A 24,991-nucleotide genomic window follows, 5' to 3' on the forward strand; every position below is an offset into this window, starting at 1 on the left:
TTTAAGCAATTTTATTTGTTATTTGTATAAGCTTTAATGCCCCAAATTTCATTTGCATATTGCATAATTGTACGGTCACTTGAGAAAATACCTGCATTAGCAATATTCATAAGACTCATTTTAGCCCAATTCATTTGATCTTTATAAGCCGCAAATACTTTATCTTCTGCTTCTTTAAATGCTACGAAGTCTTCAAGTACGAAGTAAGTATCTCTTTCTTGCATTAAGCTTGCATAGAGATCTTCAAAGTCTCCACTACCATCATTATCAAATGTACCATCAATTAAGCTATTAACTACACGGCTAAGTGCTTCATTTGCCTCTGCAACTAACTTGCCTTGGTATTTCTTTTGTATCTTTTGAATATCTTCTACACGAAGTCCAAAAATAAAGTTATTTTCTTCTCCTGCTTCTTCTACGATTTCTACGTTAGAACCATCATAAGTACCAAATGTTAAAGCCCCATTAAGCATAAATTTCATATTACCTGTACCTGATGCTTCTTTACCTGCTGTAGAAATTTGTTTTGAAATTTCCGCTGCTGGGAATAATTTTTCCCCATAAGATACACGGTAGTTTTCTACAAAGATTACTTGGATTTTTTTACTTACAACTGGATCATTTGCAATAAGTTCTTGAATTGCACCAATGAATTTTACAATTGATTTTGCTCTTCTATAGCTAGGGAATGCTTTTGCACCGAAAATAAATGTTACTTTTGGCATATCCATTTCTGGATTTTCTTTAATACGGTAGTATAAATCTAAGATATAGAATGCATTTAATAATTGGCGTTTGTACTCATGAAGACGTTTGATTTGAATATCAAATAAAGAATCTGGATCAATTACTGTGCCTTCTGTTTCTTTAATATAATTTGCAAGTTGTACTTTTTTAGTATGTTTTATATCAAGAAGACGTTTTAATATATTTTCATCATTTATATAAGATTCTAATTTTTTAAGCTCACTTAAGTTTGTTACCCAATCTTCACTACCCGTAAGTTCTGTAATCATAGCAGATAATTCGCAGTTGCAAAGCCTTAGCCATCTTCTTGGTGTAATGCCATTTGTTTTATTTTGGAATTTTTCTGGGTAAAGTATATACCAATTATGAAGCTCTATATCTTTTAAGATATCTGTATGAAGCTGAGCAACACCATTTACCGCGTGACCTACTTGAATTGCTAAATTAGCCATACGTACTTGACCATTTCCGATAATTGAATATTCTTCAATAGCCTTTTTGTTATAACCTTTTTCTACCAAATCTTTTATAAAGTTACTATTGATAAGCTCAATAACATTGTAAATACGTGGTGAAATTCTCTTAACAAGTTTAATATCCCATTTTTCTAAAGCTTCAGCTAAAATTGTATGATTTGTATAAGCAAATGTTTCTGTGGCGATACGTACTGCTGTTTTGAAGCTTACATCTTCTTCATCTACAAGTAAACGGATGAGTTCAGGAATTGCAAGTACTGGATGTGTATCATTAAGCTGAACTGCGTGATACATACCAAATTCACTAAAATCTGTATGACCTTGCTTTTTGTATGCACGAATCATATCTTTAAGAGATGCACTTACCATAAAATATTGTTGTCGAAGTCTTAATATTTTACCAGCTTCTTTTGAATCACTAGGATAAAGTACACGTGTTATATTTTCAGCTTCATTCTTCATATAAAGTGCTTTTTCATAATTTTGTTCGCAGAATTCATTAAAATCAAATGGTACTAAGCTTTCACATTGCCATAATCTTAATGTATTAATATTTTTTGAACCATATCCAATGATAGGTACATCATAAGGTACAGCTTTTACACTGTAATCTTCAAATTCTACTATAACTGCTTCGCTTTCTTTGCGAATGCTCCATGGATCACCATATTTAAGCCATGTATCTACTTCTTCAATTTGTTTTCCATCAATAATGTGTTGATTAAATAGTCCATTTTGATAACGAAGTCCATAGCCTACAAGTGGTAAATGCATTGCTGCTCCTGATTCCATAAAGCAAGCTGCAAGTCTACCAAGTCCTCCATTTCCAAGACCAGCATCCTCTTCAATTTCTTCTAATACATTTAAATCAATACTCATTTCACTAAGTACTTCTTTCACTTCTTCATACTGTAACATACAGATAAGGTTATTACCAAGTGCACGTCCCATTAAGTATTCAGCTGAAATATAGTAAGCACATTTACTTTGTGCATAAAGTGCAGATGTATTGTTCCAATCTTCTACAATCTCTTCAAGAAGTGTAAGTGAAACTGCATTAAATGCTTCATATGCTAATGCATTTTCGATTTTCTTTCCATATTTCACCATGCAGTATTTTGAAATATTTTGTTTAAATGCTTCTTTATTCATTATTTTTCCCCTTTCGCCCATAGAGCTTTGTAAGCTTTTTGAGCTTTATAATTAATCCTTCATTAATCGCTGTTTCTTCCATACGCCATTTCCAGTTAATACCACCTATTGTAGATGGTACATTCATTCTTGCTGTATTATCAAGACCAAGTAAATCTTGCATTGGTACAATAGCTAAATTTGCTGGACTTGCCCATACCCCACGAATAAATCCCCAATAATAACCTTCTTTAGTAGTTAAACGTAAATAACGTTTTGCAAAGTTTAATGCTTTCTTATTTTCTTTTAATTGTGTCCAACCTACAATCGTATCATTATCATGTGTTCCAGTATAAACCACTGAATTTTGTACTTGATTATGTGGTAAATAATCACTATCTCCTTTTGGGTCAAATGCAAATTGTAAAATATTCATTCCTGGATAACCTGTAGCTTCACGAAGTGCAATAACTTCATCCGTCATAAATCCTAAATCTTCAGCAATAATATTTACCCTTCCTAATTTTTTCTTAATTGCCTTGAACAAGCTAATACTAGGACCTTTTGTCCATTGACCATTTTTAGCTGTCTCATCCCCATAAGGCACTTCCCAGAAAGATTCAAATCCTCTAAAATGATCAATACGAATTACATCATATAACAATGCATTTTGTTTAATTCTTTCAATCCACCATGCATAATCTTGTTTTTTTAAAGTATCCCAATCATAAATAGGATTTCCCCAAAGCTGCCCATCTTCTGTAAATGCATCTGGGGGACACCCTGCTACTGTAAGTGGTGTGCCCTTCTCATCTAATTTAAAAAATTCTGGATGTGACCATGTATCACTACTATCTCCTGCTACATAAATAGGAATATCTCCTATAATCTTAATGCCTTGTGCATTGGCATATTCTTTAAGTGCCATCCATTGTTTATAAAACATATATTGTAAAAATGTCCAATATTGTATTTCATCTTTTAATACTTCTTTATAATGTTGTATTACTTTACTTTCCCTTTGCTTAAGTGGTTCTTCCCATTCTTGCCAACTTACTTCATTTTTGCTCGTTTTTATTGCCATAAACAAACTATAATCTTCTAACCAGCTTTGATTATCAATTTGGAATTCATCTACATTTTTCATTACATCCTTATTACTTTTAGCTTTTTCATAGGCTTCTTTTAAAGCAGCCATTTTACATGGAATGATTTCTTCAAATTCAACTCGTTTGAAATCGGTTCCAACTTTACATAAAGTTTGATATGTTTCTTCTGCTAATAATTTTTCATTAACTAATGTTTTTAAATCTATCAAATAAGGATTTCCTGCAAAAGCTGAAAAAGCCTGATAAGGTGAATTACCATATCCAGTAGGACCAATAGGAAGTATCTGCCAATATGTTTGGTCTGATGCTTTTAAGAAATCTACAAAATTATATGCCTGTCTTCCAAAAGTGCCGATTCCTTCTGCTTCTGGTAATGATGTAATATGCATTAAAATGCCACTTGCTCTATTCATACTGCCCCCCTAGCTATATATACACTATACAGGTATATACTCTTATGGAATAATATATATGGTACCGTTTCCAATCGGTTTGAAAAATAAATAGTTTAACATTTATTTTATTTAAAGACATCTTAATATACATTTACAAAAAAGTCAATAAACTTTTTATTATTTAATATTATTATATTATTTTAAACAATATTAGATACTTTATATGAATCTTATACAAAACATTCTAATTTATCAATCCAGCATCTATCTTTTCTTTGTCATTTAGTTACTTATTTTGACTTTAAATAAAAATAACTCGAGCTTCTTTTAAAGATGCCCAAGTTATTTTTATTTTTGATAATAGCATTTATAGTACGTTGTAATATCCCTAAAGGCATAAAATCTCTCTCCATTAAGATTTTCTATAGGCGTCAATTTAGACAATGGAACTTTTCTAAATAACGTCTTCATACAATCAGCTGGAATATAGAGCTGATTTTTAAAAAACGTACCTTCTATATCATAGCGCATATATATTTCGTTTTTGTCACTCACTTCTTCTTCCAGCATTGTTAAGACATTCAGTTCTTTAGCAAGCTTCTGCATTTCTTCTGTTAAATCAGGTTGTCCTGTTAAGGTATAGTCTTCTTTACCATTTGCTCTTACTACACTCATATCCATATCTACATATAAAATCCCTTTGATTCTTGGATACCCCTTCAATACCTTATTATAAAAATAATCTAATTTTTGCTTAGTATCATAAATGGTATAAGTATGATCCACCCTAGAATAATGTGAAATCGCTAAACCTGAAATTAAAACAGGTTTACGTGCCTGAAAATTTTTGTAGAAGAAATCAATCTCTTTTTCTCCTTCGTATAAGTAGGTTTCTCCAAATTTATATCTTGGAATATAAATATTCATACCAACCCAATCTGCTAATTTATCTCCAGGATAATAGAGCATACATTCATAAGCTTTACTATCTGAGATACTCCATACAACTACAGCTTGTTTAATATAATCATGAATGACTTTATAACCATTTTCATAAGCTTTTTTATATGCTTCTGGATTATTCATGTGTTCACTTACTGGAAACAATTCAATAAATACTGGTATTTGATAAGTACTTTTAAGGTCCATTGCTAGGCGGTAAATAGGTGTTAAATCATCTGTTGATTGCAAATAAACTTTAATATAAGGGATTTTCTTTGTCGCAATACATCTAAGTATATCTTTGCCTTGCAGTCTTTCTTCATGATCATATTGAAATACTCTAAAAATATTTCCTGTACCTGTTAAATTATCAAACTTGCGAATATCCCCCTTTATATTAGGATCTTTGTTTACATCTGCGCCTAAATATACACCTGTACATGGTTCATATTGCTGTAAATGCACATTCTCTTTTATATAAATCGTTACATTTTTTTCGTATTTATTTTCTTCCATATTGAGTACTGTTACCTCGCTTCTGCCACAACCACTTAAAACTAGTACACAACATAAAAAATAATTTCTATTAAGCTTGCTTTTTTCATCTAGCTCACCTCATAGAAATTATTGTCAATTATATTCCATTTTATTCAATTACTTTAATTCTTGTGTACGTACACTTAAATAATAATCTAAGCTTTTTAAATAATTTAAATACATACCACCTTCTACTGGAATTAAATATTTCTTTTCAAAAGCATCATATGGAATAGATTTTCTGCCACCATTTAAAGATGCTTCATAATAAGTATCTAATACTTCTATTGGTAAAAAGTAATATTCACCATATTTTTTAAAATATACGATTAAAAAGGCTTCTCCACCTTGTTTATGAAATGCTTTCATAAAGTTTACCTGATGAGCATGAATATTGCTCATTGGTAAAAATCCCTTTGCTGTCTCTTTGGCATCAAAACAAATACTTATGCCTTGTACCACTCCAATATAGTCTACTGTACTTTTTTGTTCAAAGTATGCCAGTGTAATCACACGCTTTTCCTGATCAATTCGAATAGGTTTAATAGGTGTTGGTACCTTTTGGACAACCGCTAAACCTTTTTCCATAAAAAGTTCATTTGTAATATTTATTTGTTCTTCTAATTCATTACCCCTAAGTCCCCTAGTATTCCAATAGCCCATTTTATTTCCCCTTTTCTTGATTTTATGTATTATTTTAGTTATTATTAATATAGATTAGAATTTTTTACCATTTATGTATTATCTATGCGTTTTTATTAGGAGGTGTTCGTTTTGCCACGCTTTTTGCATTTTATTAAGACGTTTCACAAAAAACAATTTTTTAAACTCCCCCCGGAGCAAAAAGCTAAATTACTTTTACATGATCGCTTTTATTTTTTTGCTGGTCTCTATTATATGGAAGCTAAAAAATATAAAGAAGCTACCCTCTGCTTTGAGCATGCTAAAGCCTATAAACATCTAATCATAGCCTATCAAAAACAAGGGCTTTATTCAAAAGCTCTTTTAGTTGCCCAAGAACATGGGTACTATGATTTAGGTGCTAAACTGTGTTTACATATTGAGAACAATAAAAAAGCAGCCTCTTTCTATAGCTATAAAAAACCCCTTAAAGCAGCTAAACTCTATGAAAAAGATGGTTTCTACTTTGAAGCTGGTATGAATTATCTTAAGGCTTATGAACCAATCAAGGCTTATGACGCTTTTAATTGTTGTTCTAATATAGAAGACAAGCAAAAAGGATTCGCAGCTCTTAATGAATTTAGCCTTGTACTTTACTTTACAAAACACTATGAAAATGCTTTTGAAATCTTTTTAGCTCTTGGAGATTATTATTCGGCTTTGGATTGTGCCAAAAAGCTGAGAGAGCCTATTTTAATCAAATCAACCACCTTACTTCTAGCTGCTGATGAAGCTGAAAATGCCCATTTCTTATTAGCCGGCAAATGTGCTGAACAAGTTGCCCCCGAACATGCACTTATTTACTATGCACAAGGTAAATCTTATTATGACATGATTCGCCTCCTCATTTCAAGAGAAGAATATGATAAAGCGATTAATCTCTGCCTTCTTCAAGAGCAATTTGAAATGGCCAATGAAATTGCTAATACTTATAACTCTGATTTAATGGTTATTTAATTATATCCTATTATAATGCTTTTAATAACTTAATTATTTACTAATGAAAAAGACTTAATATACAACCTATTCCCTGTAATACTTTACCATTAGTTTGTCAAGCTGACTTTGGTTTTTGTCTTAATTCTATGGTGTATTGTGATCGTATCGCTGATTTCAATGTTTTAATTTATATTTTAAAAGCTCTATGGAAATTATTGAAGATTGTCTTACCTATATGCTCACTCCTGATACCCTCTTCTTTCTTACAGAAAGGGGGCATCATTGGGGTGAAAAACCATTTGAAAAGAATACCGCTTAGTATTATATTCATTTCTACACCAAAGCCCCCTCAAACAATACACCTATTTTTCAAAACATGGCAAATTATCATGAACAAAAATACTTAGTCCCTCATAATTTTAACTATCTTATGCCAATTCCTAAAATATTACACCTTCCTTTAGCTAATCCTTTGGAATTACAAATTGAACATCTTATCTCCCTTTATCAATCTCCCTATATGTCTGAGATTATGCGAACTAATTTATTACTCTTGAAAATCCTAATATATAGCTTTGAACTTTCACCAAAAATTCTTATGAAAAAGTAATACTCTCACAGCTCAACCAATTACTAAGCTCAGTATTGATGGTTATCGCATATCAGATTCTAATTCTCTTTATAGCTTTGCACATCCAAAGCTCTCACCTTGTAAATTAAATCTCGTCCCTTATTATACTTTGGAAAATAGAAAACTTAATCAAATGCGTGTTTGGATTCCAGAAATATTATAAAAATAAGGAGTTACAGCAAATATTCGTTGCTATAACTCCTTGTTTTTATATAAGCGACTCTCCTGCACAGATTTCTGAATAAATCTTTGGTGCTGGTACTGTAAATACACGGTCTTGCAAATAAATAAATGGTTCTTTACAAAGTTCAAATTTTACTTTATAAGCACATAAAATTTGTGAATGTAAGCCATATTTACTTACAAAATATTTATTTTCAAGCTTATCACCATATTTAGGGTCTCCTATAATTGGGTGACCAATTCGACTAAGGTGCGCACGAATTTGATGTGTTTTACCTGTAACTAACTGTACTTCTACTAAAGTATAACGTCCATTTGTTTTAAGTGGTAAAATACGTGTTTCAACAGGTTTTGCACCTTCTACATAATGTTCTGTAATGATAACCTCATTTTTACCTTCTTGTTTCACATGATAACCTTTTAGAATCATTGGCGCATTAATGCGTCCTAAAACAATACTCATATAATATTTGGAGATTTGTTTTGTCTTAAGCATATCACTTAAAACTTGAGTGGCTGCAATATTTTTCCCAACAAGTACAATCCCTGCTGTATTACGATCTAAGCGATTACATGGTGCAGGTGTAAATCCCATTGACTTAGCTGGATTATAACTACCATTTTCTTTTAAATAAGAAAGTACTTCATCTGCCAAACTATGACCATTAGCATGGTCTTTTTGTGTTAAAAGTCCCATTGGCTTATCTGTAATAAGGATATTATCATCTTCATAAACTGTCTTAAAACTGACAGGTACTTTTTTTACTTTCTTTTCTACAATGAATTCAGCAAACTGCTCCTCTGTAAAAAAGATTTTAATTTCATCTTGTACCTTTAAAATTTCATTACCCTGTGGTTTTTTACCATTGTACTTGATTTTCTTTGTACGCATACCCTTATAAATTAAGCTTTTAGGGCATCCGGTTAAATATTTACCTAAAAATTTATCTAAGCGTTGCTTAGCTTCTAATTCAGTAATAACTATTTGTCTCATCTTTCCACCATTTACATTATTAATTCTTGAATAAGCTGTGTATACTCTTCTAACTTTTCACTTGTATAACAAGCATCCTTTTCTATTTTAATCATTGCATTTTTTACACTATTTTCATGATCAAGCTTCATAAAATGAATTTGTTTTAATTCCATACCTTTTGCTTTTAAACGATTTTCAAGCCAAAGTCTATTCTTTCTAAGTACTTCCTCATTATATACTAAAAAGTAAATATTTCTAGAGGTTACAACAATATGTTCAACAAATAAAGTTGTTCTAGTATTTGGCATGATACAGCTATGAAAAATATTTAAGTTACCTTTAAGTGTATCTAAAAGCTGGCTATAAGCTGTATTTCCATCTTTAAATTTAAAATAAACGCATAAACGCGATAAACTAAGCGCTAGTCCAATTACTAAAAATCCTGCAATAATTGTAAAGATATTGGCTCTCTCCCCAGTAATTATAATACCAATACCATAAAATCCAAGGACTACAATCGTCCATATTAAAGTATATATCCCATATTTTTTCTTTTGTTTTTTAATATAATCTTTTTCCTGTTTAATCATCCCATCACCTACTGCGCATATATCATTTTAACTGTCATACCACCATCAATCACAAAGTTACTGCCAGTAATAAAACTTGCCTCTTCGCTTGTTAAATACATTACTGCATTTACAATATCTTCTGGCATGCCTACACGTCCTACCAAATGTTGTGCATGATCGGCTTCTGTAAGAGCCGTAAACTTACGATCTTTTTTTCTTTTTATATTGTGAAACATCAATCCACCCTGGACTAATAGCATTCACGCGCACACGATGTGCTAAACTATTGGCTAAAGCATGGGTAAGTGCTAGAAGCGCGCCTTTAGAAGTAGAATAAGCTTCTGTATGAGGTTCACTCATAAGCGCCCTTGTTGAGGAAATGTTTATGATACTGCCACCTTCTTTCATGTGTGCGCAACAATATTTCGCACAAATGAAAGCACCAGTTACATTAATACGCATCACTTCTTCAAAGGCTTCAATACTACTTGTAAAAAGCGTATCCGATGCTTCTCCCGTATTAATTGCTGCATTATTAATTAAAATATCAATTTTACCATAGCGTTCAATGACAGTTTGTACCATTAGCTTTACAGATTGTTCATTCCCCACATCTGTTTGAATCATTAGGCAGTCCCCACCTATTTCTTCAATAGCTTCTCTAGTTTCTTCACCTGCTTCTTCATCGATTTCTGCAATAATTACGCTCGCATTTCTCTTAGCATATTCAACTGCAATACAATGTCCTATCCCTTGTCCACTACCTGTAATGACCACAACTTTTCCTTTAAAGTCCATTAGCTTCCTCCTTTTGCTATAATGCACTTCAACTTTAGTATCTTTTATTATAGCAAATAATATAATCAACGTATACTCTTTATGACTGTTCTTATAAAAAATAGTTTTTTACAAAAATAAAGAAGGTATTACATACTTTCATATAATACCCTCATATTTTTCATTAGATATTTGTAAATTCTGTAAATAACTCTTTTACTTCATCAATCTTTTGTGGGCTACCGAATACACAATATGCATTTTGTACAAAGCATGCTTCAAGCATTGGCGCAAAACTACGTAATACTTCATTATCAGTCGCAAATAATTCATCTCTAGAAGCTTGTTGTTCTTCTTTCTTTATCCCTACTAGATGATACACTTGTGCCGCTCTACCTTCAGATGATGGTGTATATGGAAAGTCTAATTGACTAATTGTTCCAATAAGATATTGTACAAGTTCTCTTTCAGATAAATTAATATTTGCAACATAATCTGCTACTTCTTTATAAATTGTCAAAGTCTCTTTAATATTTGGATCACGATATGATGCAAAGAACATATTACCGCTCTTTCTAAAATCACAGAAGCAACCATATGCTCCATTTTGAACGCGAACACGATTCCATAAATAATCCATAGATAAAATGGATTTAAGCATCATTAACCCACCATTATAATTATAGCCTGCTTCTTTAAAGTTATACCCTGCAGCTACATAATTTACTTGACTTGGATAAATTAAAGCTTCTTTTTCATCAGTTATTTCAAATTTCATTTGAAGTGGTGCATAATCCGCTGATTGCATTTCTTTTAAACCATTAGCAACTTCATCTATGACAGTTTCTACAAGCTCTTCATCTACGCTGATTCCCACCATAATACGCTTTTTATTATTAAGATATGCATAAGCTTCTTTAAGCCCTGTTATAATTTCATCTTTACGATTTGCCCAATCCTTTTCAACTTCACATACAAAATGATAGAAAGTAATACCTTTTGTTTTTTCTTCAAAAGCTTCCGCATTGGATAAATGTGAAAGTAAACGGCTATAAGCTACACGGTGGCCATCACTACTAATTGTAGAATCCATTAAAGATTTTATTTCACGAATAATTTCTAAAAGACGGTCACTATCTTCAAACTTTGTATTTGTAAGCACTTCACGCATAATAGCTACTTGTTCTTTAATATGTTCCACAAGAGCTTTTGTTTGCACTTTAAAAATAGGAAGATATTTCTGCTCTTCTCTTACATCATTTAATCCCTGAATACCATAAGAAATACTTCCTAGATTTTCATCAATTACATGTGAAAGGGTTTCATAACTATAATTTACTGTATCTAATTTACTCAGCATTCCAACAATCATACCAAGGTATGGCATATATTTATCTTCGATACCTTCTAATTTAATATACCAGTTAATATAAGCAATCTTATTAGTAAATACTGGTGTTATTACATATTCTGTATCTTCTTTTACAACTGTGTCATAGCGTGGATAAGTTACTTCACGTCTTAAATCTTCTCTACTAAGAAGAGGAATACAGCTTAAAGTTTCAGGTGCATCTACTTGTGCTTGAAATGCATTAAAACGTTTTGTTTCTTCCACTAATGTTTCAAGCTGCTGTTTAGATAAACTATTTTTATACGCTTCAAGTACCTGAGCTACTTTCTCATCTTGTTCCTTTTCAAGACCTACTTTAGGATATAAAATTACACGTGCACTATGCTTATTACCTAAGAAATATTCATTAATAAGATTTTCAAAATAGCCTGAGTGTGCTTTTGATTTAATGTTTTCAAGTTCTTCTTCATATTTTAAATAAGTATATGGTGATGCATCATAAATCCAGCTTTTAAGCACTGCAATACCATAGAATAACCCTTTAGAATAACCACTTGAATCACTTTCACGAAGTTCAAATTCTTTTACTTGAAGCGCACCTTTTAAAAGGGCTTCTGGGATACCTTCTTTTGCAATTCTTATAAGTTCTGTTTGAATAAGTTCATAAAAACGTTCTTTTTTATCTTCTTTAGCATTTTTAGCTACAATGCTAAAGATTGGTTGTCTTAAATGTGTTTGAAAAGTACCATAAACATCTTCACCAATGCCTTCTGCAATTAAAGCCTTTTTAAGAGGTGAAGCAGGAGTATCTAGGAGAATATATTCCAAGATAGACATCGCTAACATTAATTCACGATTTACAACTTCTCCTACAACCATATTATAAGATAAAAATAAACCATTTTCTTTATCTTCACTTGCTGAGTAATAACTGTGTTTCTCAATTTCTTCATTAAAAGGTGCTTGTAATTTGATTTCACTTGCAATTGGTGAATACTCAAATTTTGATAAATATTCACGGTCAATGTATTCAAGTGTTTCTTTTACATCAATATCTCCATAAATACAAGTATAACTATTTGATGGGTGATAATATGCACGATGAAACGCTAAAAATTCTTCGTAACTTAAATTAGGAATACAGCTTGGTGCACCACCTGATTCATTTGAATAAGTTGTATCTGGGAATAAGGATTCTTTAATATAACGGAATCCTATTTCTTCTGATGAAGAAAATGCCCCTTTCATTTCATTATATACAACACCTTTATATACAATTGGATCTTCAATGTTTTCTAGATGATAACGCCATCCTTCTTGCATAAGTATCTCTTTTTTCTCATAAATATTAGGAAAAAATACAGCATCTAAGTAAACATCCATTAAATTGTGGAAGTCCTTATCATTTTGACTTGAAATAGGATAAAGTGTTTTATCTGGATACGTCATAGCGTTTAAATAAGTATTTAAAGAACCTTTTGCAAGTTCTACAAATGGATCTTTCAATGGATATTTTTTTGAGCCACATAATACAGAGTGTTCAATAATATGTGCTACACCTGTACTATTAGCAGGTGGTGTTCTAAAACCAATGCAAAAACTCTTATGCACATCTTCATTAGGAATAATGAGTAACTTTGCTTTTGTTTTATCATGTATATAAATATCAGCTTCGCTGTCAATTTCTTTAATATATTGTTGTTCTTGTAATGTATAACCTTTTACTGGATAAGCCACAGCTTCCCCTCCTTATTTTTATCTTATTTTTAATCACTAGTACAATTATAATCGTAGACATTATTTTTGTCTACTCAACAACTTTTTCTCCCCTCTTCCTCTTAAATTATATTTATTCACCTTAAAACTATTTAAGACTAACATTATTAAAGGCCTTAATATTAAACTTATGAACATTCATTCCTTTAAGCTTAGTATGCCTATGAAAGCACAAAAAATAACACTATAAATAGTGTTATTTAATCTTCGTTTTTATTTATTTGATTTGCCATCTGCTTAAGTTCTTGGCGATTATCATAAAGTGTGCGTAAAGTGTTTGTAATATCATATTCAAAATTTTGCATATCCTGATGTACAGATTCTAAAGTATCTTTAAGTTGCTTCTCAGAACTTCTAAAAAGTTCTTCTGCATAATCTACGGCACCCATATGAATTTGTCTTGCATCCTCTTTAGCTGTCGCAATAATACTTTGCGCTTTTTCTCTTGCATAAAGTGTCACTTCATGCTGATCAATTAAGCTTGCTAATTTAGCATTTGCTTCATCTAAAATAATTTGAGCCTCAGTTCTAGCATCCGCTAAAATTTTATTACGCTCTTCCATAATGCGTTCAGATTGATAAAGTTCTGTTGGAAGTTTTAATCTAATCTCACCTAGAATTCCTAATGCTTGCTCTCTATCAATAGAGATTTTACCTGAAAGGAAACCTGTTTTTCCCTCCTCTATTAATTCATCTAACTGATCTAATAACATTACAATCTCACCACATCTTGCATTCTCCACTTTAATTACCTCTTATTCCATTTATTTTTTAACTGTTCTTCTACATAAGTAGGTACAATCCCTTCTGGAAGTCTTTGAAATAAACTAAGTTCTCTTACACTGCTTGAACTTACAAAACGGTGTTCAGGTGCAGTTAGTAAAAAAATGGTTTCTATATCTAGCATAAGCTTCTTATTCATCTGTGCTAACTGCATCTCTGCTTCTAAGTCTACACCACTACGTAAGCCTCTAATAATCAAGTTGGTGTTTTTTGCCTTTGCATAATCTACAAGTAATCCTGAAAAACTATCAATCTCAACATTATCTAAATGACTTGTGACTGCGCTAAGCATTTCTTTTCTTTCATCTACTGTAAATAAACCATTTCCCTTTTGATAATTGTAAAGTACGGCGACAATCAAAAAATCTACTTGTTTTGCTGCACGCTCAATAATATCTAAATGACCACAAGTAACAGGGTCAAAACTACCTGGATAAATTCCTACTTTCACTTTTCTAACCTCTCTTCAAAAAGCTTAGTGTTGTAATACGATAATTCTTTTCTTTAAATAATACCAAATTTTCTGGGTATTTTACAATACTATTTGTCCCGCTTTCTAAAATAATATACCCCTCTTCACTTAATAAATCATAGGCTACAATATTTTCAAGCACCTGGCTAATGGTTTCTAATGCATATGGTGGATCCATAAAAATAATATCAAATTTTTGACCTTTTAGTTGTTTTAAAGCATTATTCACATCACAGGCATATATCTTCGCATCTACTGTAAGATGCGTTTTTTCTAAGTTTTGACGAATACACTTTAATGCACTTTCATTATGTTCAACAAGTACTGCACTTTCAGCACCACGACTTAAACTTTCAATAGCCATAGCACCACTTCCACTAAATAAATCTAAAAAACGGCATCCTGGAATGTCAAAAGCAATCATATTAAAAATAGTTTCTTTAATACGGTCTGTTGTCGGACGTGTATTCATGCCCTCTGGTGCTATTAAATTTGTTCCTCTACACTTTCCACTAATAACTCTCATTTTAGCCTCCTCATTCTAGTTTAATCTATTTATTTTTTCTCTTTCTAGAGTGCATTATGCAATGACTCTTGATTTAAACGCCTCTTCATTTCATCTAATAGTTTATTATTCTCCTCAAAACTTAAAGATGGATCGATTTCTAATAATAACTTCACACATTTCTGTACTTCTTTTAATGCCTTGGCATCTGTATATAAGTTTGCAATCTTCATTTCAGGTAATCCATGTTGTTTTGTACCAAAGAATTCGCCAGGCCCACGTAATTTCAAGTCTGTTTCCGCAATAATGAACCCATCTGTACTTTCTTCCATGATTTGAAGACGTTTCTTTGTTACTTTACTTTTTGAATCACTGACTAAAATACAATAAGATTGATGCTTACCACGCCCTACACGTCCTCTTAATTGATGAAGCTGTGCAAGTCCAAAACGTTCTGCATTTTCAATCACAATAATTGTAGCATTTGGTACATTTACCCCTACTTCTACTACAGTTGTTGATACTAAAATTTTAATCTCACCACTGGCAAACTGTGTCATAATCATATTCTTTTCTTTAGGTTTCATTTTACCATGTAAGTACCCCATTGGGATATGTGGAAACTGTTCTACTTGTAATTGAGCTGTATATTCAATAACATTTTTCAGCTCACTCATTTTCTCATTCTCTTCTACCATTGGACATATAATATAACATTGACGTCCTTCATGAACTTGTTTTTCAATAAAGCGATAAATACGTTCATGATAATTAGAGTCTACTGCATTAGTCTTAATTGGTTGACGGCCTGGTGGTAGTTCATCAATAATTGAAATATCCATATCCCCATATAAAATAAGCGCCAATGTCCTTGGAATAGGTGTAGCTGTCATAACCATAACATCTGGTACAGTTCCCTTTTCAGTTAATTTTAAACGCTGTCTTACCCCAAAACGATGTTGTTCATCTGTAATAACAAGCCCCAAATTAGGCATTTCAACAGGATCTTCAATTAAAGCATGTGTTCCTACTAACACATGTAATTCACCTGCTTTTGCTCTTGCAATAAGTTCTCTCTTTTGTTTAGCCGTTGTAGAACCTGTAATCAATCCTACTTCTATACCAAATGGTTCCATAATCTCTTTTAAAAATTCATAATGTTGCACAACTAATACTTCTGTAGGTGCCATAAGCGCTCCTTGGAAGCCATCTTTTACAGCAATAAATAATGAAATCGCCGCAATAACAGTTTTCCCAGAACCTACATCACCTTGAATTAAACGATTCATAGCATAAGGGCTTTTCATATCACCTACAATCTCTCGCATCACACGTTTTTGTGCGTCTGTAAGTTCAAAAGGTAATGTTGCCATAAAATCACTCAATTCTTTTGTCACTTTATGTGATACCCCCAATAACTTTTTAGCAAAGTCTGCTTTGAGTTGATATAACGATAACTGTAACATAAATAATTCTTCGAAAACTAAACGCTTACGTGCTGCAAAGAAGCTTTCTGAATTACTTGGAAAATGAATTTGATGAACAGCTTCACTCTTTGGTATTAAATCATATTGCTTACGGATATTCTCAGGAATAGGATCTACAATCTCTTCCTCCACAGCATCTAAACTTTGTAAAATAAGTCCTCTAATCACTTTTTGCGAAAGTTTTTGTGTAGCTGGATAAATAGGTGTAATCTTAGCAACTTCTCCAATTTTATTTACATCTGTTACTTTTTGATATTCTGGTGAATCCATCTCTACCTTACCATACTGTCTTTTAATTTTTCCATACATTAAAAAACGTTCACCTACAGAAAATTTATTTTTCATATAAGCTTGTCCATAAAAAGTTACAAAGATACTGCCTGTTGCATCCTTTACACGAAAAGTTACTAATATATGATTGCCTTTACGTGTCACTTGAGGCGTTGAAGCAACCACAACTAATATATTAATAGGTGTATCTAACTCCATTTCAACAAGTGGCGTAATTTTTCGCCTATCTTCATACTCTCTCGGATAATGTTCAATCATATCCTGCAAAGTAAAAATTCCTAATTTATTTAGTTTACGTCCTACCTGTTCTCCCACACCTTTAAGTGCAGTAATAGAATCCCTTAATTGCATAAGCCACCTCCTTACAATTTAATAACATGATTATATTTTAAAAAATGTATTTAAAAAAGCCATTACACTAAAGTTTAGTGTAACAGCTCTTAACAAATTCATGCTTATTCCGCAGAAATCATGAAGTAATATACTGGTTGACCACCTGAATATAATTCAACGTCTGCATCTTCAAAAAATGCTTCAGCTTCCCTCTTGAATTCTTCTGCCACTTCTTCTGTAATGTCTTCACCGTAGTAAATTGTAATAACCTCTGCATTTTCTTTCATTGTTTTTAAAAGGTCTTTAAAAGTTTCTTTTAAATCCTTTTTATGCACAAGGATTTTACCTTCTAACATTCCTAAGTATTCACCTTCAACAATGCTTTCACCTTCTAAAGATGTATCTCTTACTGCCATTGTAATTTGAGCAGTCTGAACTTCACCAATAGCTTCATTCATTAATTCTACAACTTCATCAATATTTTCATTGCCATCTTGTGCAATCATAGCTGAAATACCTTGTGGAATAGTTGTTGTACCAATAACTTGAACGTTAATTATTTCTTCAATAGTAGCTGCTTGTTGTGCTGCTAAAATAATATTTTTATTATTTGGAAGCACAACCACATTCTTAGCATGACAGTCTTTTACTGCTTTTAAAATGTCTTCTGTACTCGGATTCATTGTTTGACCGCCAGTAATAACTTGATCTACACCAATGCTTGACATAATCTCAGCAATGCCTTCGCCTGCTGCTACAGATACAAAACCAATTTCTTTTTGTGGTTCTTCTTTTATAACTGACTCAGCTTCACCTTCTGTAAAGATTGAAGAATGCTGTTCACGCATATTTTCAATTTTTAAATTGTGTAATGAACCGAACTCCAATGCTTTTTGAAGTGCAAGTCCTGGATTATCTGTATGAACATGTACTTTTACATACTCTTCATCAGATACAACAACAATGCTGTCACCGATACTTTCAAGATATGCTTTGAAATCAGCTTCTACATAGTTCGCACCTGCATTTTTAGTTGCAATAAACTCTGTACAATAGCCAAATGTAATATCTTCTGTATTAAAGTTTTTAAGTGCGCTAAAAGCTTCATTTGGTGTTGTTTTAGTAGGTGTTTTAATCTCGATTTGAAGATCTTCACTAATAACTCGTGCTGCACCTTCTAAAATACAAAGTAATCCTTGACCACCTGCGTCAACTACTCCCGCTTCTTTTAATACAGGTAACATATCTGGTGTTTTATGAAGTGTTTCATAACCATGAGCAAGTACTTTACCAATAAATTCTTCTATATCCGTTGTCTCAAGACTTACTTCTAAAGCTTTTGCTGCAACTTCACGTGCTACAGTTAAGATTGTCCCTTCTTTAGGTTTCATAACTGCTTTATAAGCAGTATCTACACCTTTTTGGAATGCATTTGCAAGTACCACTGTATCTATAATTTCATTAGCTTCAACTGCTTCTGTAATGCCTTTTGAAAAACCACGAATAAGTTGTGAAAGGATAACCCCTGAGTTACCACGTGCACCTCTTAATGAACCTGTTGCTGCTGCTTTTGCCACCGCAATCATATCATTCCCATCTACCACTTCTACTTCTTTAGATGCTGATAAGATTGTAAGTGACATATTTGTTCCTGTATCGCCATCTGGTACAGGAAATACGTTCATTTCATTGACCATTTGTTTCTTTTCGTCAAGTAATTGTGCTCCTGCAATAAACATGGCCTGAAGCTTAGGAGCTTCTATCTTTTCATATTTCACTTTTTTTACCTCCTCAAACCCAAAGGTTCTCTTTACCAATTTATTATTTATCTACTCTAACACCTTCGATAAATACTTTTATACTTTCTACTTCAATGCCTAAAGCATCTTTTACTTTGTATTTAACTGTACTCATTAAATTATCTGCTACAGCAGAAATCTTTGTACCATATTCTACAATAATATGAAAATCAATATTTGCTTTATTTTCATTTAAACGTACTGCAATCCCACGAGATAAGTTCTCACCTTTTAAAAGATGTACAATCCCATCTTTTACATTACGAGATGCCATACCTACTATACCATAACATTCCATAGCTGTCATGCCACTAATTTGTGCAATAACTTCTTCATTTATAATGATATTACCATATTCACTTGAAAATTTACTTGGCATATTAACAAACCTCCTAATTGGTTTTATATTGTCATATATAAGATTTTTAATATTATTATAGCATAACTTGTATTTTTAATAAAGGCTTTATGCATTTTAGCTACCTTATTTTGGTTTTCCAAAAATAATCTTAAAACATTACTTGAATTCTATAAAATAATCTGTTACAATAAATCGTGTTATGTCACGGATTAATATAAGGAGGTGCTCAAAATGGCAAAATGCGAAATCTGTTCTAAAGACGTACATTTCGGTATCAAAGTTAGCCACTCTCATAGAAGATCTAACAAAATGTGGAAATCTAACGTAAGAAAAGTTAGAGTTAACCAAAACGGAGCTGTTAAAACAATGAACGTATGTACTCGTTGTTTACGTTCTAACTTAGTATCACGTGCTTAATTTGATAGTAAGTATATATTTATAAAAATTGGACATCCATTGTGGGTGTCCTTTTTTATTTTATCCATTTTTATGTTTTTTATACACAGAAGGAGTTCTCCCTTTTCTGCAACTTATCTTATTAAAAAATATATTGTACTACATGATTATATAATGGAAAAAGGTAGTGTTACTCATTAAGTATCACTACCTTTTTAAGGCTTTCGCTTTGTTAAACGTACTTTTTAATCGTTTGCTAAAATAACTAATAGAAATCCTGCTTTTACTTTAATTATAGCTTTTGAACTTGTCATATAATTACTTACACCTATTGAACTTCCAACCCATAATGTATCTTCTGATAAACTATAGGCAAGACCTATTGTAGATATTCCCTCTACTTTTTCACTAAAAGGAATCAAACTCACTAACTGTCCTATTTGCCCCTTTAGCTCAATCATATTATCTACAAGCATTACTGTATTTTTCTCATTCATAAGTGTCACTTTTACCCCTTGTTTTAAAGCACTATAAAGTAAATGAACGTTGCCTAATGTATGATCAAGCCTTGATCCCACAGCACCCCAAATAACTACTTCAGTAGCACCTTCCTCGATAGCATAACGTAACGCAAGCTCTGTATCAGTTTCATCTTTATGAGTTGAAAAACGATGTATTGGAACGTTTAAGTCTTCATAATACATAAGATCTAACATATTCGTACTGTCAAAATCCCCCACAATAAGGTGAGGGATTAGATTAAGTTTGCGGCAATGCTTCATACCAGCATCTGCACAAATGATATAGTCATATGTATCTGCATTTTTGCAAAAGCTATAGTCACCATAACCACCATTTGTTAAAATTAAGATCTTCATGCATTATGCCTCATATTTTTCAAAGACTTTCATAAATGCAGCCGCACTGCTAGTTGCATCTTTACCATCATATACAGAAGATCCAGCTACAAGTAAATTTGCACCTGCATCAATAATACTTTCTACGTTATTAAGCGTTACACCACCATCAACTTCAATAAGAATATCTCTTCCTTTTGTCATTTCACGTACTTGTTTAAGTTTTTCTAAAGTATATGGAATGAATTTTTGTCCACCAAATCCAGGATTAACTGACATGATGAGTACAAGGTCTAAATCTTCAATAATAGGTTCTAGAAAACTTACAGGTGTTCCCGGATTAAGAGCCACTCCTGCTTTCATCCCTAAGTCATGAATAAGTTGAATTGTACGGTGAATATGCTTTGTTGCTTCTAAATGAACTGTCACATAATCTGCTCCAGCTTTAGCAAAATCCTCTAAATAACGGTCTGGTTCTTCAATCATAAGATGTACATCCATAATACCTATAATATGTTTACGTAAGCTTTTTGCAATAGGTGCACCTAAAGTAATATTAGGTACAAATTGTCCATCCATAACATCTACATGAATATATTTTGCACCACCTTTTTGTACTGCTTCGATTTCTGCTTGTAAATTAGCAAAATCTGATGCTAATATTGAAGGACTTAAGTTTATCATTTTTCTACCATCTCCTTGTGTCTTTTAACTGTTTATAATAAGTCATATAACTGTTATAACGTTCCTTAGAAATTTCACCAGCTTCTAAAGCTGCTTTTACATTACAATCTGGTTCGTGAGTATGTGTACATCCCGAAAACTTGCAAGTGCCTTCATACTCTTTAAACTCAATAAAATAATGTTTTAAATCTTCTGCCTCAATACCATCTAATTGAAGTGAAGTAAATCCTGGTGTATCCAATACAAATCCCCCACCTGTTAATGGCATAAGTTCAACATGTCTTGTTGTATGTTTTCCTCTTTTAATTTTTTCACTTACTTCGCCAGTTTCAAGGGTAAAACTTTCCTCAATTGTATTTAACAATGTAGACTTACCTACTCCTGAAGGTCCAGCAAAAACTGTCGTTTTATCTTTAAGTTTAGGCATTAAAATATCTGTATTAAGTTTTTCTCTAGCGGATAAACAAATTACTTCATATCCTACCTTTATATAGCGATCAACAATATATTGATAACTTTCAGAATTATCTTCATCAATTTTATTAAGCACAATATAAGGCTTAATATGCTCACGTTCAATATGAATTAGAAAGCGATCTAATAAATCTAGGTGAATTTGTGGGTAAGTAACTGAAAATACTACCATTGCTTGATCCACATTAGACACTGGTGGACGAATTAAACTGTTTGTTCTTGGAAGAATTTCTTCAATCGTTCCTTCTAAAAAACGGTCTGTTGAATTTTCTTCTTGTTTTAAACTTATCATTACTCGGTCACCAATTAATGGTGTCATATTCGCCTTTCTAAATTTTCCTCTTGCTTTGCATTCATAAATTATTTGGTCTGATTCTACATAGTAAAATCCTGCAATTCCTTTAATAATAGTACCTTGTACCATATCTTTCTCCTTAATTAAAATAAATGTTATCCGTATAAGCTGGTTTAGTCATATCATCTACATAAACTTCTAATTTACCTGTTCCATGACTTGTAAGCGATACAGCTGTTGGAAATTCTCCTACACCCATTTCACGATCTATAACATAAGACGAATTACCATCTTGTGTTGTAAATTTAGCAAGTACGCGATAGCTTTCCTTTTCTTCAACACCATTTGGTAAGTTTATTATTACAGATTGCGTTACATCTTGTGCTGGTTCTTCAATTGGTGTTGTATTGGTTTCTTCAGTTTCAGCTGGTGGCTGTATTTCTTCTAGCACTGGTTCTTTTCCTTTGCTGACCACCACTGAAATAGTTGTTCCTTCCGACACCTCTGAATAAGCTTCTATGCTTTGGTTAATGATTAAACCTTCATCGAATTTGTCACTGTACTCTTCTAATGCTACCGTTACATTAAGTCCACTACCTTGTGCTGCCTTTTGAGCTTTTTCTAAAGTAAGCTGCACAAGATTTGGTACTCTGGCCATTTTTACACTTGTACCTATACTAATTGTTAAAACAACAGTACTGCCTTCTTCAATCTCTATATCTGCACTTGGATCTTGACGAATAATATAGTCTTTTTCCACGCGGCTACTTTCTTCTGGTTCAAAACGCACCTTAAGATTCATATCTCTAAGCGTCGATTGTGCTGCTTCTCGACTTAAACCTTCTACATCTGGCATTCTTACTGTTTTAACCTCTGTCATTTCTTTCTGATTTGCTGCTGTGCTGCCTTCTGCTGCAACTGTTACAATAACAATGCTGTGTTTCTTAACTCTAGTATTCTCACCTGGTGTCTGTTCAAAGATAATACCGGGTTCTGCTTCATTTGTTACTTCTTCTTTAACTTCAATCTTAAGATTCACACTTTTAAGTGTCTTTGTTGCAACATCTACTGTGCGCCCCTTTACATTTGGAACACTCACTAATTTGCCTCCACTTGAAAATGGATTCCACAGTGTAATGGCTAAAATAATTACCACAAGTACCGAAAGTGTGGCAAGTACGCCTCCCACACTTACAAGTATTTTATAAAGATTTGAAACTTCTTCTTGTTCATCTTCTTTAAATGTCTGCTTTACAACTGCTTTATCTTCATAAATGCTCTTTTCTTCTACTGGTGCCTTAGGTTCTGCTTTAGCTTCTAACCCTGCTCCCATATTTATTGATTCACAAATAGGTTCTTCATCTCTTGCATTGTTACGAATAAAAGCTGTTTCTTCTGGTGAAAGTAAAATTGTTTCATCAGAAAATGTATTTAATTTCACATGATACTCAGGATCTATAAGCACATGGTCCATATCCGCTAACATTTCATCAGCATTTTGATAACGTGCATCTTGACGTTTGTCAGTTGCTTTTAAAATGATCCCTTCAAGTCCTGGTAAAATACTTGGATTAAATAAAGATGGTTTTGGCATATCTTCATTAATATGCTTTAATGCAATTGAAATGTGTGTGTCTGCTTCAAAAGGTAATCTTTTTGTTGCCAGTTCAAAAAGCACAATTCCACAAGAGTATAAGTCACTTGTTACATTCACATACTTTCCTTTTGCTTGTTCTGGTGAAAAATAATGCACCGAACCAATTGCATTGCTACTTGCTACAATTGTAGAAGAATCTACAGCTTTAGCAATACCAAAATCCGTTACTTTTAATACATGATCATTGGTAATTAAAATATTCTGTGGTTTAATATCTCGATGGATAATTCTTTTACTATGGGCATGTTTTAATGCACTTACAATTTGTTTTCCAAGTTCTAAAACTTGCTTTGAATTAAAAGGTCCCTCTTCAGAAATAAGCTCTTTTAAAGTCTTTCCTTCAATATATTCCATAACAATATAATGCGTATCTCTATCGCTACCTACATCATAAATGCCTACAATATTAGGATGTGATAGACTAGCAGCAGCAAGCGCTTCTTTTCTAAACTTTGCAACAAACTCTTCATCCTTTGCAAATTCTTCTCTTAATTCTTTAATAGCTACATAGCGCTGTAATCTATTATCTCTTGCCTTATATACAATAGACATGCCGCCCGCACCTATTTTTTCTATAACTTCATATCGTTCTCCTAAGAGAACTCCTGGCATTAGCATTCTTTATTCACCTCTTATTTCTTTGCAATAATCACTGCTATATTATCTATTCCACCTTTTTCATTAGCTGTGTCTATTAATCTATTTACTATTCTTTCTATGTCAATTTCTTCGAGTATAATCTGATGCATTTCTTCATCACTGAGCATGACAGTGAGTCCATCGGAACAAAGTAAAACGTATTCTACCTTATTGATATCATACATCAAAGTATCTACTTTTACTTTTGCATATGTACCAACTGCACGGGTTATAATATGTCTTTGTGGATGTTCCTTTATTTCGTTTTGTGATATAAATCCTTGCTCTAACATTTCTTGTACCAAAGAATGATCGGTTGTTGCTTGACAAATTTGTACATGATTAACCAAGTATAATCTTGTATCACCAACATGGGCAAGATATAAAATCTCATCAATTACTGTAGCTACTGTAAAAGTAGTCCCCATCCCAGCATATTCTTCATCTTCTTTTGCTTTTTCAAAAACTGTATGATTTGCATGACGAATCCCCATTTTCAAAAGGATTGCCACATCTTCTCTCGTTCTTACACCCATTTCACCATGAGTTTTAATATAGTCACAAAAAGATTTTATAGCTAAACTACTTGCAGTTCCTCCTGCTTTATGACCACCCATTCCATCTGCTACGATATACAAATTTGGTAAAATACCAACAGGTGTATTCGAAACGAAGACTGAATCTTCGTTTCTACTCCTCTTTCTACCAATGTCTACTCTGCCAATAGCGTGCATG

Annotated in this window: 23 protein-coding genes; 3 read left to right on the forward strand and 20 right to left on the reverse strand. The window is 32.5% G+C overall.

What is annotated here, in order from left to right; all coding sequences use genetic code 11:
• Positions 1-11: 11 nt before the first annotated feature.
• The 4 genes from JCM14822_RS01845 to JCM14822_RS01860 all read right to left on the reverse strand — a co-directional run bounded on the left by JCM14822_RS01845 (position 12) and on the right by JCM14822_RS01860 (position 6,000).
• Positions 12-2,375, reverse strand: a complete 2,364-nt coding sequence (locus JCM14822_RS01845) for a glycogen/starch/alpha-glucan phosphorylase (RefSeq protein WP_054739134.1) — start codon at positions 2,373-2,375, stop codon at positions 12-14.
• Positions 2,368-3,876, reverse strand: a complete 1,509-nt coding sequence (gene malQ, locus JCM14822_RS01850) for a 4-alpha-glucanotransferase (protein WP_054739136.1) — start codon at positions 3,874-3,876, stop codon at positions 2,368-2,370. Before malQ ends, JCM14822_RS01845 begins: the two co-directional genes overlap by 8 nt.
• A 330-nt stretch (positions 3,877-4,206) precedes the next feature.
• Positions 4,207-5,316 (reverse strand): glycosyl hydrolase, encoded by a 1,110-nt coding sequence (locus JCM14822_RS01855; RefSeq protein ID WP_054739138.1) that lies wholly within the window; start codon positions 5,314-5,316, stop codon positions 4,207-4,209.
• Between the two features lie 138 nt (positions 5,317-5,454).
• Positions 5,455-6,000: a Holliday junction resolvase RecU gene (locus JCM14822_RS01860; protein WP_054739139.1), complete on the reverse strand. Its 546-nt coding sequence runs from the start codon at positions 5,998-6,000 to the stop codon at positions 5,455-5,457.
• Between the two features lie 234 nt (positions 6,001-6,234).
• Here JCM14822_RS01860 and JCM14822_RS01865 point away from each other — a divergent pair, with 234 nt between their 5' ends.
• Both JCM14822_RS01865 and JCM14822_RS24750 read left to right on the forward strand, forming a co-directional pair.
• The gene (locus tag JCM14822_RS01865) at positions 6,235-6,975 is read left to right on the forward strand and encodes a hypothetical protein (RefSeq protein ID WP_157047586.1); all 741 of its coding nucleotides are present in this window, start codon (positions 6,235-6,237) and stop codon (positions 6,973-6,975) included.
• A gap of 641 nt (positions 6,976-7,616) precedes the next feature.
• Positions 7,617-7,751, forward strand: coding sequence for a hypothetical protein (locus tag JCM14822_RS24750; protein ID WP_408606170.1), 135 nt, complete (start codon positions 7,617-7,619; stop codon positions 7,749-7,751).
• Positions 7,752-7,796: 45 nt separating this feature from the next.
• Here the strand turns inward: JCM14822_RS24750 and JCM14822_RS01870 are convergent, their stop codons facing one another.
• From JCM14822_RS01870 to JCM14822_RS01915, 11 genes are all read right to left on the reverse strand, one after another.
• Positions 7,797-8,765 (reverse strand): RluA family pseudouridine synthase, encoded by a 969-nt coding sequence (locus JCM14822_RS01870; RefSeq protein ID WP_054739141.1) that lies wholly within the window; start codon positions 8,763-8,765, stop codon positions 7,797-7,799.
• Between the two features lie 11 nt (positions 8,766-8,776).
• Positions 8,777-9,337, reverse strand: coding sequence for a hypothetical protein (locus JCM14822_RS01875; protein WP_054739142.1), 561 nt, complete (start codon positions 9,335-9,337; stop codon positions 8,777-8,779).
• A gap of 8 nt (positions 9,338-9,345) precedes the next feature.
• The gene (locus tag JCM14822_RS22375; RefSeq protein ID WP_278287157.1) at positions 9,346-9,555 is read right to left on the reverse strand and encodes an SDR family oxidoreductase; all 210 of its coding nucleotides are present in this window, start codon (positions 9,553-9,555) and stop codon (positions 9,346-9,348) included.
• On the reverse strand, positions 9,521-10,117 hold the full coding sequence (locus JCM14822_RS01880; protein ID WP_278287158.1) for an SDR family NAD(P)-dependent oxidoreductase: 597 nt from the start codon (positions 10,115-10,117) through the stop codon (positions 9,521-9,523). Before JCM14822_RS01880 ends, JCM14822_RS22375 begins: the two co-directional genes overlap by 35 nt.
• A 163-nt stretch (positions 10,118-10,280) precedes the next feature.
• Positions 10,281-13,184, reverse strand: a complete 2,904-nt coding sequence (locus tag JCM14822_RS01885; RefSeq protein WP_054739144.1) for an insulinase family protein — start codon at positions 13,182-13,184, stop codon at positions 10,281-10,283.
• A 239-nt stretch (positions 13,185-13,423) separates the two neighbouring features.
• On the reverse strand, positions 13,424-13,966 hold the full coding sequence (locus JCM14822_RS01890) for a hypothetical protein (protein WP_054739145.1): 543 nt from the start codon (positions 13,964-13,966) through the stop codon (positions 13,424-13,426).
• Between the two features lie 5 nt (positions 13,967-13,971).
• Positions 13,972-14,457, reverse strand: coding sequence for a pantetheine-phosphate adenylyltransferase (gene coaD / locus JCM14822_RS01895; protein WP_054739147.1), 486 nt, complete (start codon positions 14,455-14,457; stop codon positions 13,972-13,974).
• A 4-nt stretch (positions 14,458-14,461) separates the two neighbouring features.
• Entirely contained in the window at positions 14,462-15,004 is a 543-nt protein-coding gene (gene rsmD, locus JCM14822_RS01900) for a 16S rRNA (guanine(966)-N(2))-methyltransferase RsmD (RefSeq protein WP_054739149.1), read from the reverse strand.
• A 44-nt stretch (positions 15,005-15,048) separates the two neighbouring features.
• On the reverse strand, positions 15,049-17,112 hold the full coding sequence (gene recG, locus JCM14822_RS01905; protein ID WP_054739151.1) for an ATP-dependent DNA helicase RecG: 2,064 nt from the start codon (positions 17,110-17,112) through the stop codon (positions 15,049-15,051).
• Positions 17,113-17,216: 104 nt separating this feature from the next.
• Positions 17,217-18,872, reverse strand: a complete 1,656-nt coding sequence (locus JCM14822_RS01910) for a DAK2 domain-containing protein (protein WP_330377238.1) — start codon at positions 18,870-18,872, stop codon at positions 17,217-17,219.
• A gap of 43 nt (positions 18,873-18,915) precedes the next feature.
• Positions 18,916-19,272, reverse strand: a complete 357-nt coding sequence (locus tag JCM14822_RS01915) for an Asp23/Gls24 family envelope stress response protein (protein WP_054739153.1) — start codon at positions 19,270-19,272, stop codon at positions 18,916-18,918.
• A 213-nt stretch (positions 19,273-19,485) separates the two neighbouring features.
• Here JCM14822_RS01915 and rpmB point away from each other — a divergent pair, with 213 nt between their 5' ends.
• Positions 19,486-19,671 (forward strand): 50S ribosomal protein L28, encoded by a 186-nt coding sequence (gene rpmB / locus JCM14822_RS01920; RefSeq protein ID WP_054739154.1) that lies wholly within the window; start codon positions 19,486-19,488, stop codon positions 19,669-19,671.
• A 224-nt stretch (positions 19,672-19,895) separates the two neighbouring features.
• Here rpmB and JCM14822_RS01925 read toward each other — a convergent pair whose 3' ends face one another.
• The 5 genes from JCM14822_RS01925 to JCM14822_RS01945 are packed head-to-tail and all read right to left on the reverse strand — an operon-like array spanning position 19,896 to position 24,990.
• The gene (locus tag JCM14822_RS01925) at positions 19,896-20,528 is read right to left on the reverse strand and encodes a thiamine diphosphokinase (RefSeq protein ID WP_054739155.1); all 633 of its coding nucleotides are present in this window, start codon (positions 20,526-20,528) and stop codon (positions 19,896-19,898) included.
• 3 nt (positions 20,529-20,531) lie between these two features.
• Positions 20,532-21,191, reverse strand: a complete 660-nt coding sequence (gene rpe, locus JCM14822_RS01930; RefSeq protein WP_054739156.1) for a ribulose-phosphate 3-epimerase — start codon at positions 21,189-21,191, stop codon at positions 20,532-20,534.
• A gap of 4 nt (positions 21,192-21,195) precedes the next feature.
• Entirely contained in the window at positions 21,196-22,089 is an 894-nt protein-coding gene (rsgA, locus tag JCM14822_RS01935; protein WP_054739158.1) for a ribosome small subunit-dependent GTPase A, read from the reverse strand.
• Between the two features lie 10 nt (positions 22,090-22,099).
• On the reverse strand, positions 22,100-24,235 hold the full coding sequence (gene pknB / locus JCM14822_RS01940) for a Stk1 family PASTA domain-containing Ser/Thr kinase (protein ID WP_054739163.1): 2,136 nt from the start codon (positions 24,233-24,235) through the stop codon (positions 22,100-22,102).
• A 14-nt stretch (positions 24,236-24,249) separates the two neighbouring features.
• The gene (locus JCM14822_RS01945) at positions 24,250-24,990 is read right to left on the reverse strand and encodes a Stp1/IreP family PP2C-type Ser/Thr phosphatase (RefSeq protein WP_054739164.1); all 741 of its coding nucleotides are present in this window, start codon (positions 24,988-24,990) and stop codon (positions 24,250-24,252) included.
• Position 24,991 lies beyond the last annotated feature (1 nt).

Source organism: Cellulosilyticum ruminicola JCM 14822, assembly GCF_001311925.1.
Taxonomy (GTDB): domain Bacteria; phylum Bacillota; class Clostridia; order Lachnospirales; family Cellulosilyticaceae; genus Cellulosilyticum; species Cellulosilyticum ruminicola.

What these genes read in the sequence shown, in the direction of transcription:
- JCM14822_RS01845 (WP_054739134.1), bottom strand. Translation starts at nt 2,375, where the DNA reads ATGAATAAAGAAGCATTTAAACAAAATATTTCAAAATACTGCATGGTG.
- malQ (WP_054739136.1), bottom strand. Translation starts at nt 3,876, where the DNA reads ATGAATAGAGCAAGTGGCATTTTAATGCATATTACATCATTACCAGAA.
- JCM14822_RS01855 (WP_054739138.1), bottom strand. Translation starts at nt 5,316, where the DNA reads ATGGAAGAAAATAAATACGAAAAAAATGTAACGATTTATATAAAAGAG.
- JCM14822_RS01860 (WP_054739139.1), bottom strand. Translation starts at nt 6,000, where the DNA reads ATGGGCTATTGGAATACTAGGGGACTTAGGGGTAATGAATTAGAAGAA.
- JCM14822_RS01865 (WP_157047586.1), top strand. Translation starts at nt 6,235, where the DNA reads ATGGAAGCTAAAAAATATAAAGAAGCTACCCTCTGCTTTGAGCATGCT.
- JCM14822_RS01870 (WP_054739141.1), bottom strand. Translation starts at nt 8,765, where the DNA reads ATGAGACAAATAGTTATTACTGAATTAGAAGCTAAGCAACGCTTAGAT.
- JCM14822_RS01875 (WP_054739142.1), bottom strand. Translation starts at nt 9,337, where the DNA reads ATGATTAAACAGGAAAAAGATTATATTAAAAAACAAAAGAAAAAATAT.
- JCM14822_RS22375 (WP_278287157.1), bottom strand. Translation starts at nt 9,555, where the DNA reads ATGTTTCACAATATAAAAAGAAAAAAAGATCGTAAGTTTACGGCTCTT.
- JCM14822_RS01880 (WP_278287158.1), bottom strand. Translation starts at nt 10,117, where the DNA reads ATGGACTTTAAAGGAAAAGTTGTGGTCATTACAGGTAGTGGACAAGGG.
- rsmD (WP_054739149.1), bottom strand. Translation starts at nt 15,004, where the DNA reads ATGAGAGTTATTAGTGGAAAGTGTAGAGGAACAAATTTAATAGCACCA.
- recG (WP_054739151.1), bottom strand. Translation starts at nt 17,112, where the DNA reads ATGCAATTAAGGGATTCTATTACTGCACTTAAAGGTGTGGGAGAACAG.
- JCM14822_RS01915 (WP_054739153.1), bottom strand. Translation starts at nt 19,272, where the DNA reads ATGCCAAGTAAATTTTCAAGTGAATATGGTAATATCATTATAAATGAA.
- rpmB (WP_054739154.1), top strand. Translation starts at nt 19,486, where the DNA reads ATGGCAAAATGCGAAATCTGTTCTAAAGACGTACATTTCGGTATCAAA.
- JCM14822_RS01925 (WP_054739155.1), bottom strand. Translation starts at nt 20,528, where the DNA reads ATGAAGATCTTAATTTTAACAAATGGTGGTTATGGTGACTATAGCTTT.
- rpe (WP_054739156.1), bottom strand. Translation starts at nt 21,191, where the DNA reads ATGATAAACTTAAGTCCTTCAATATTAGCATCAGATTTTGCTAATTTA.
- rsgA (WP_054739158.1), bottom strand. Translation starts at nt 22,089, where the DNA reads ATGGTACAAGGTACTATTATTAAAGGAATTGCAGGATTTTACTATGTA.
- pknB (WP_054739163.1), bottom strand. Translation starts at nt 24,235, where the DNA reads ATGCTAATGCCAGGAGTTCTCTTAGGAGAACGATATGAAGTTATAGAA.
- JCM14822_RS01945 (WP_054739164.1), bottom strand. Translation starts at nt 24,990, where the DNA reads ATGCACGCTATTGGCAGAGTAGACATTGGTAGAAAGAGGAGTAGAAAC.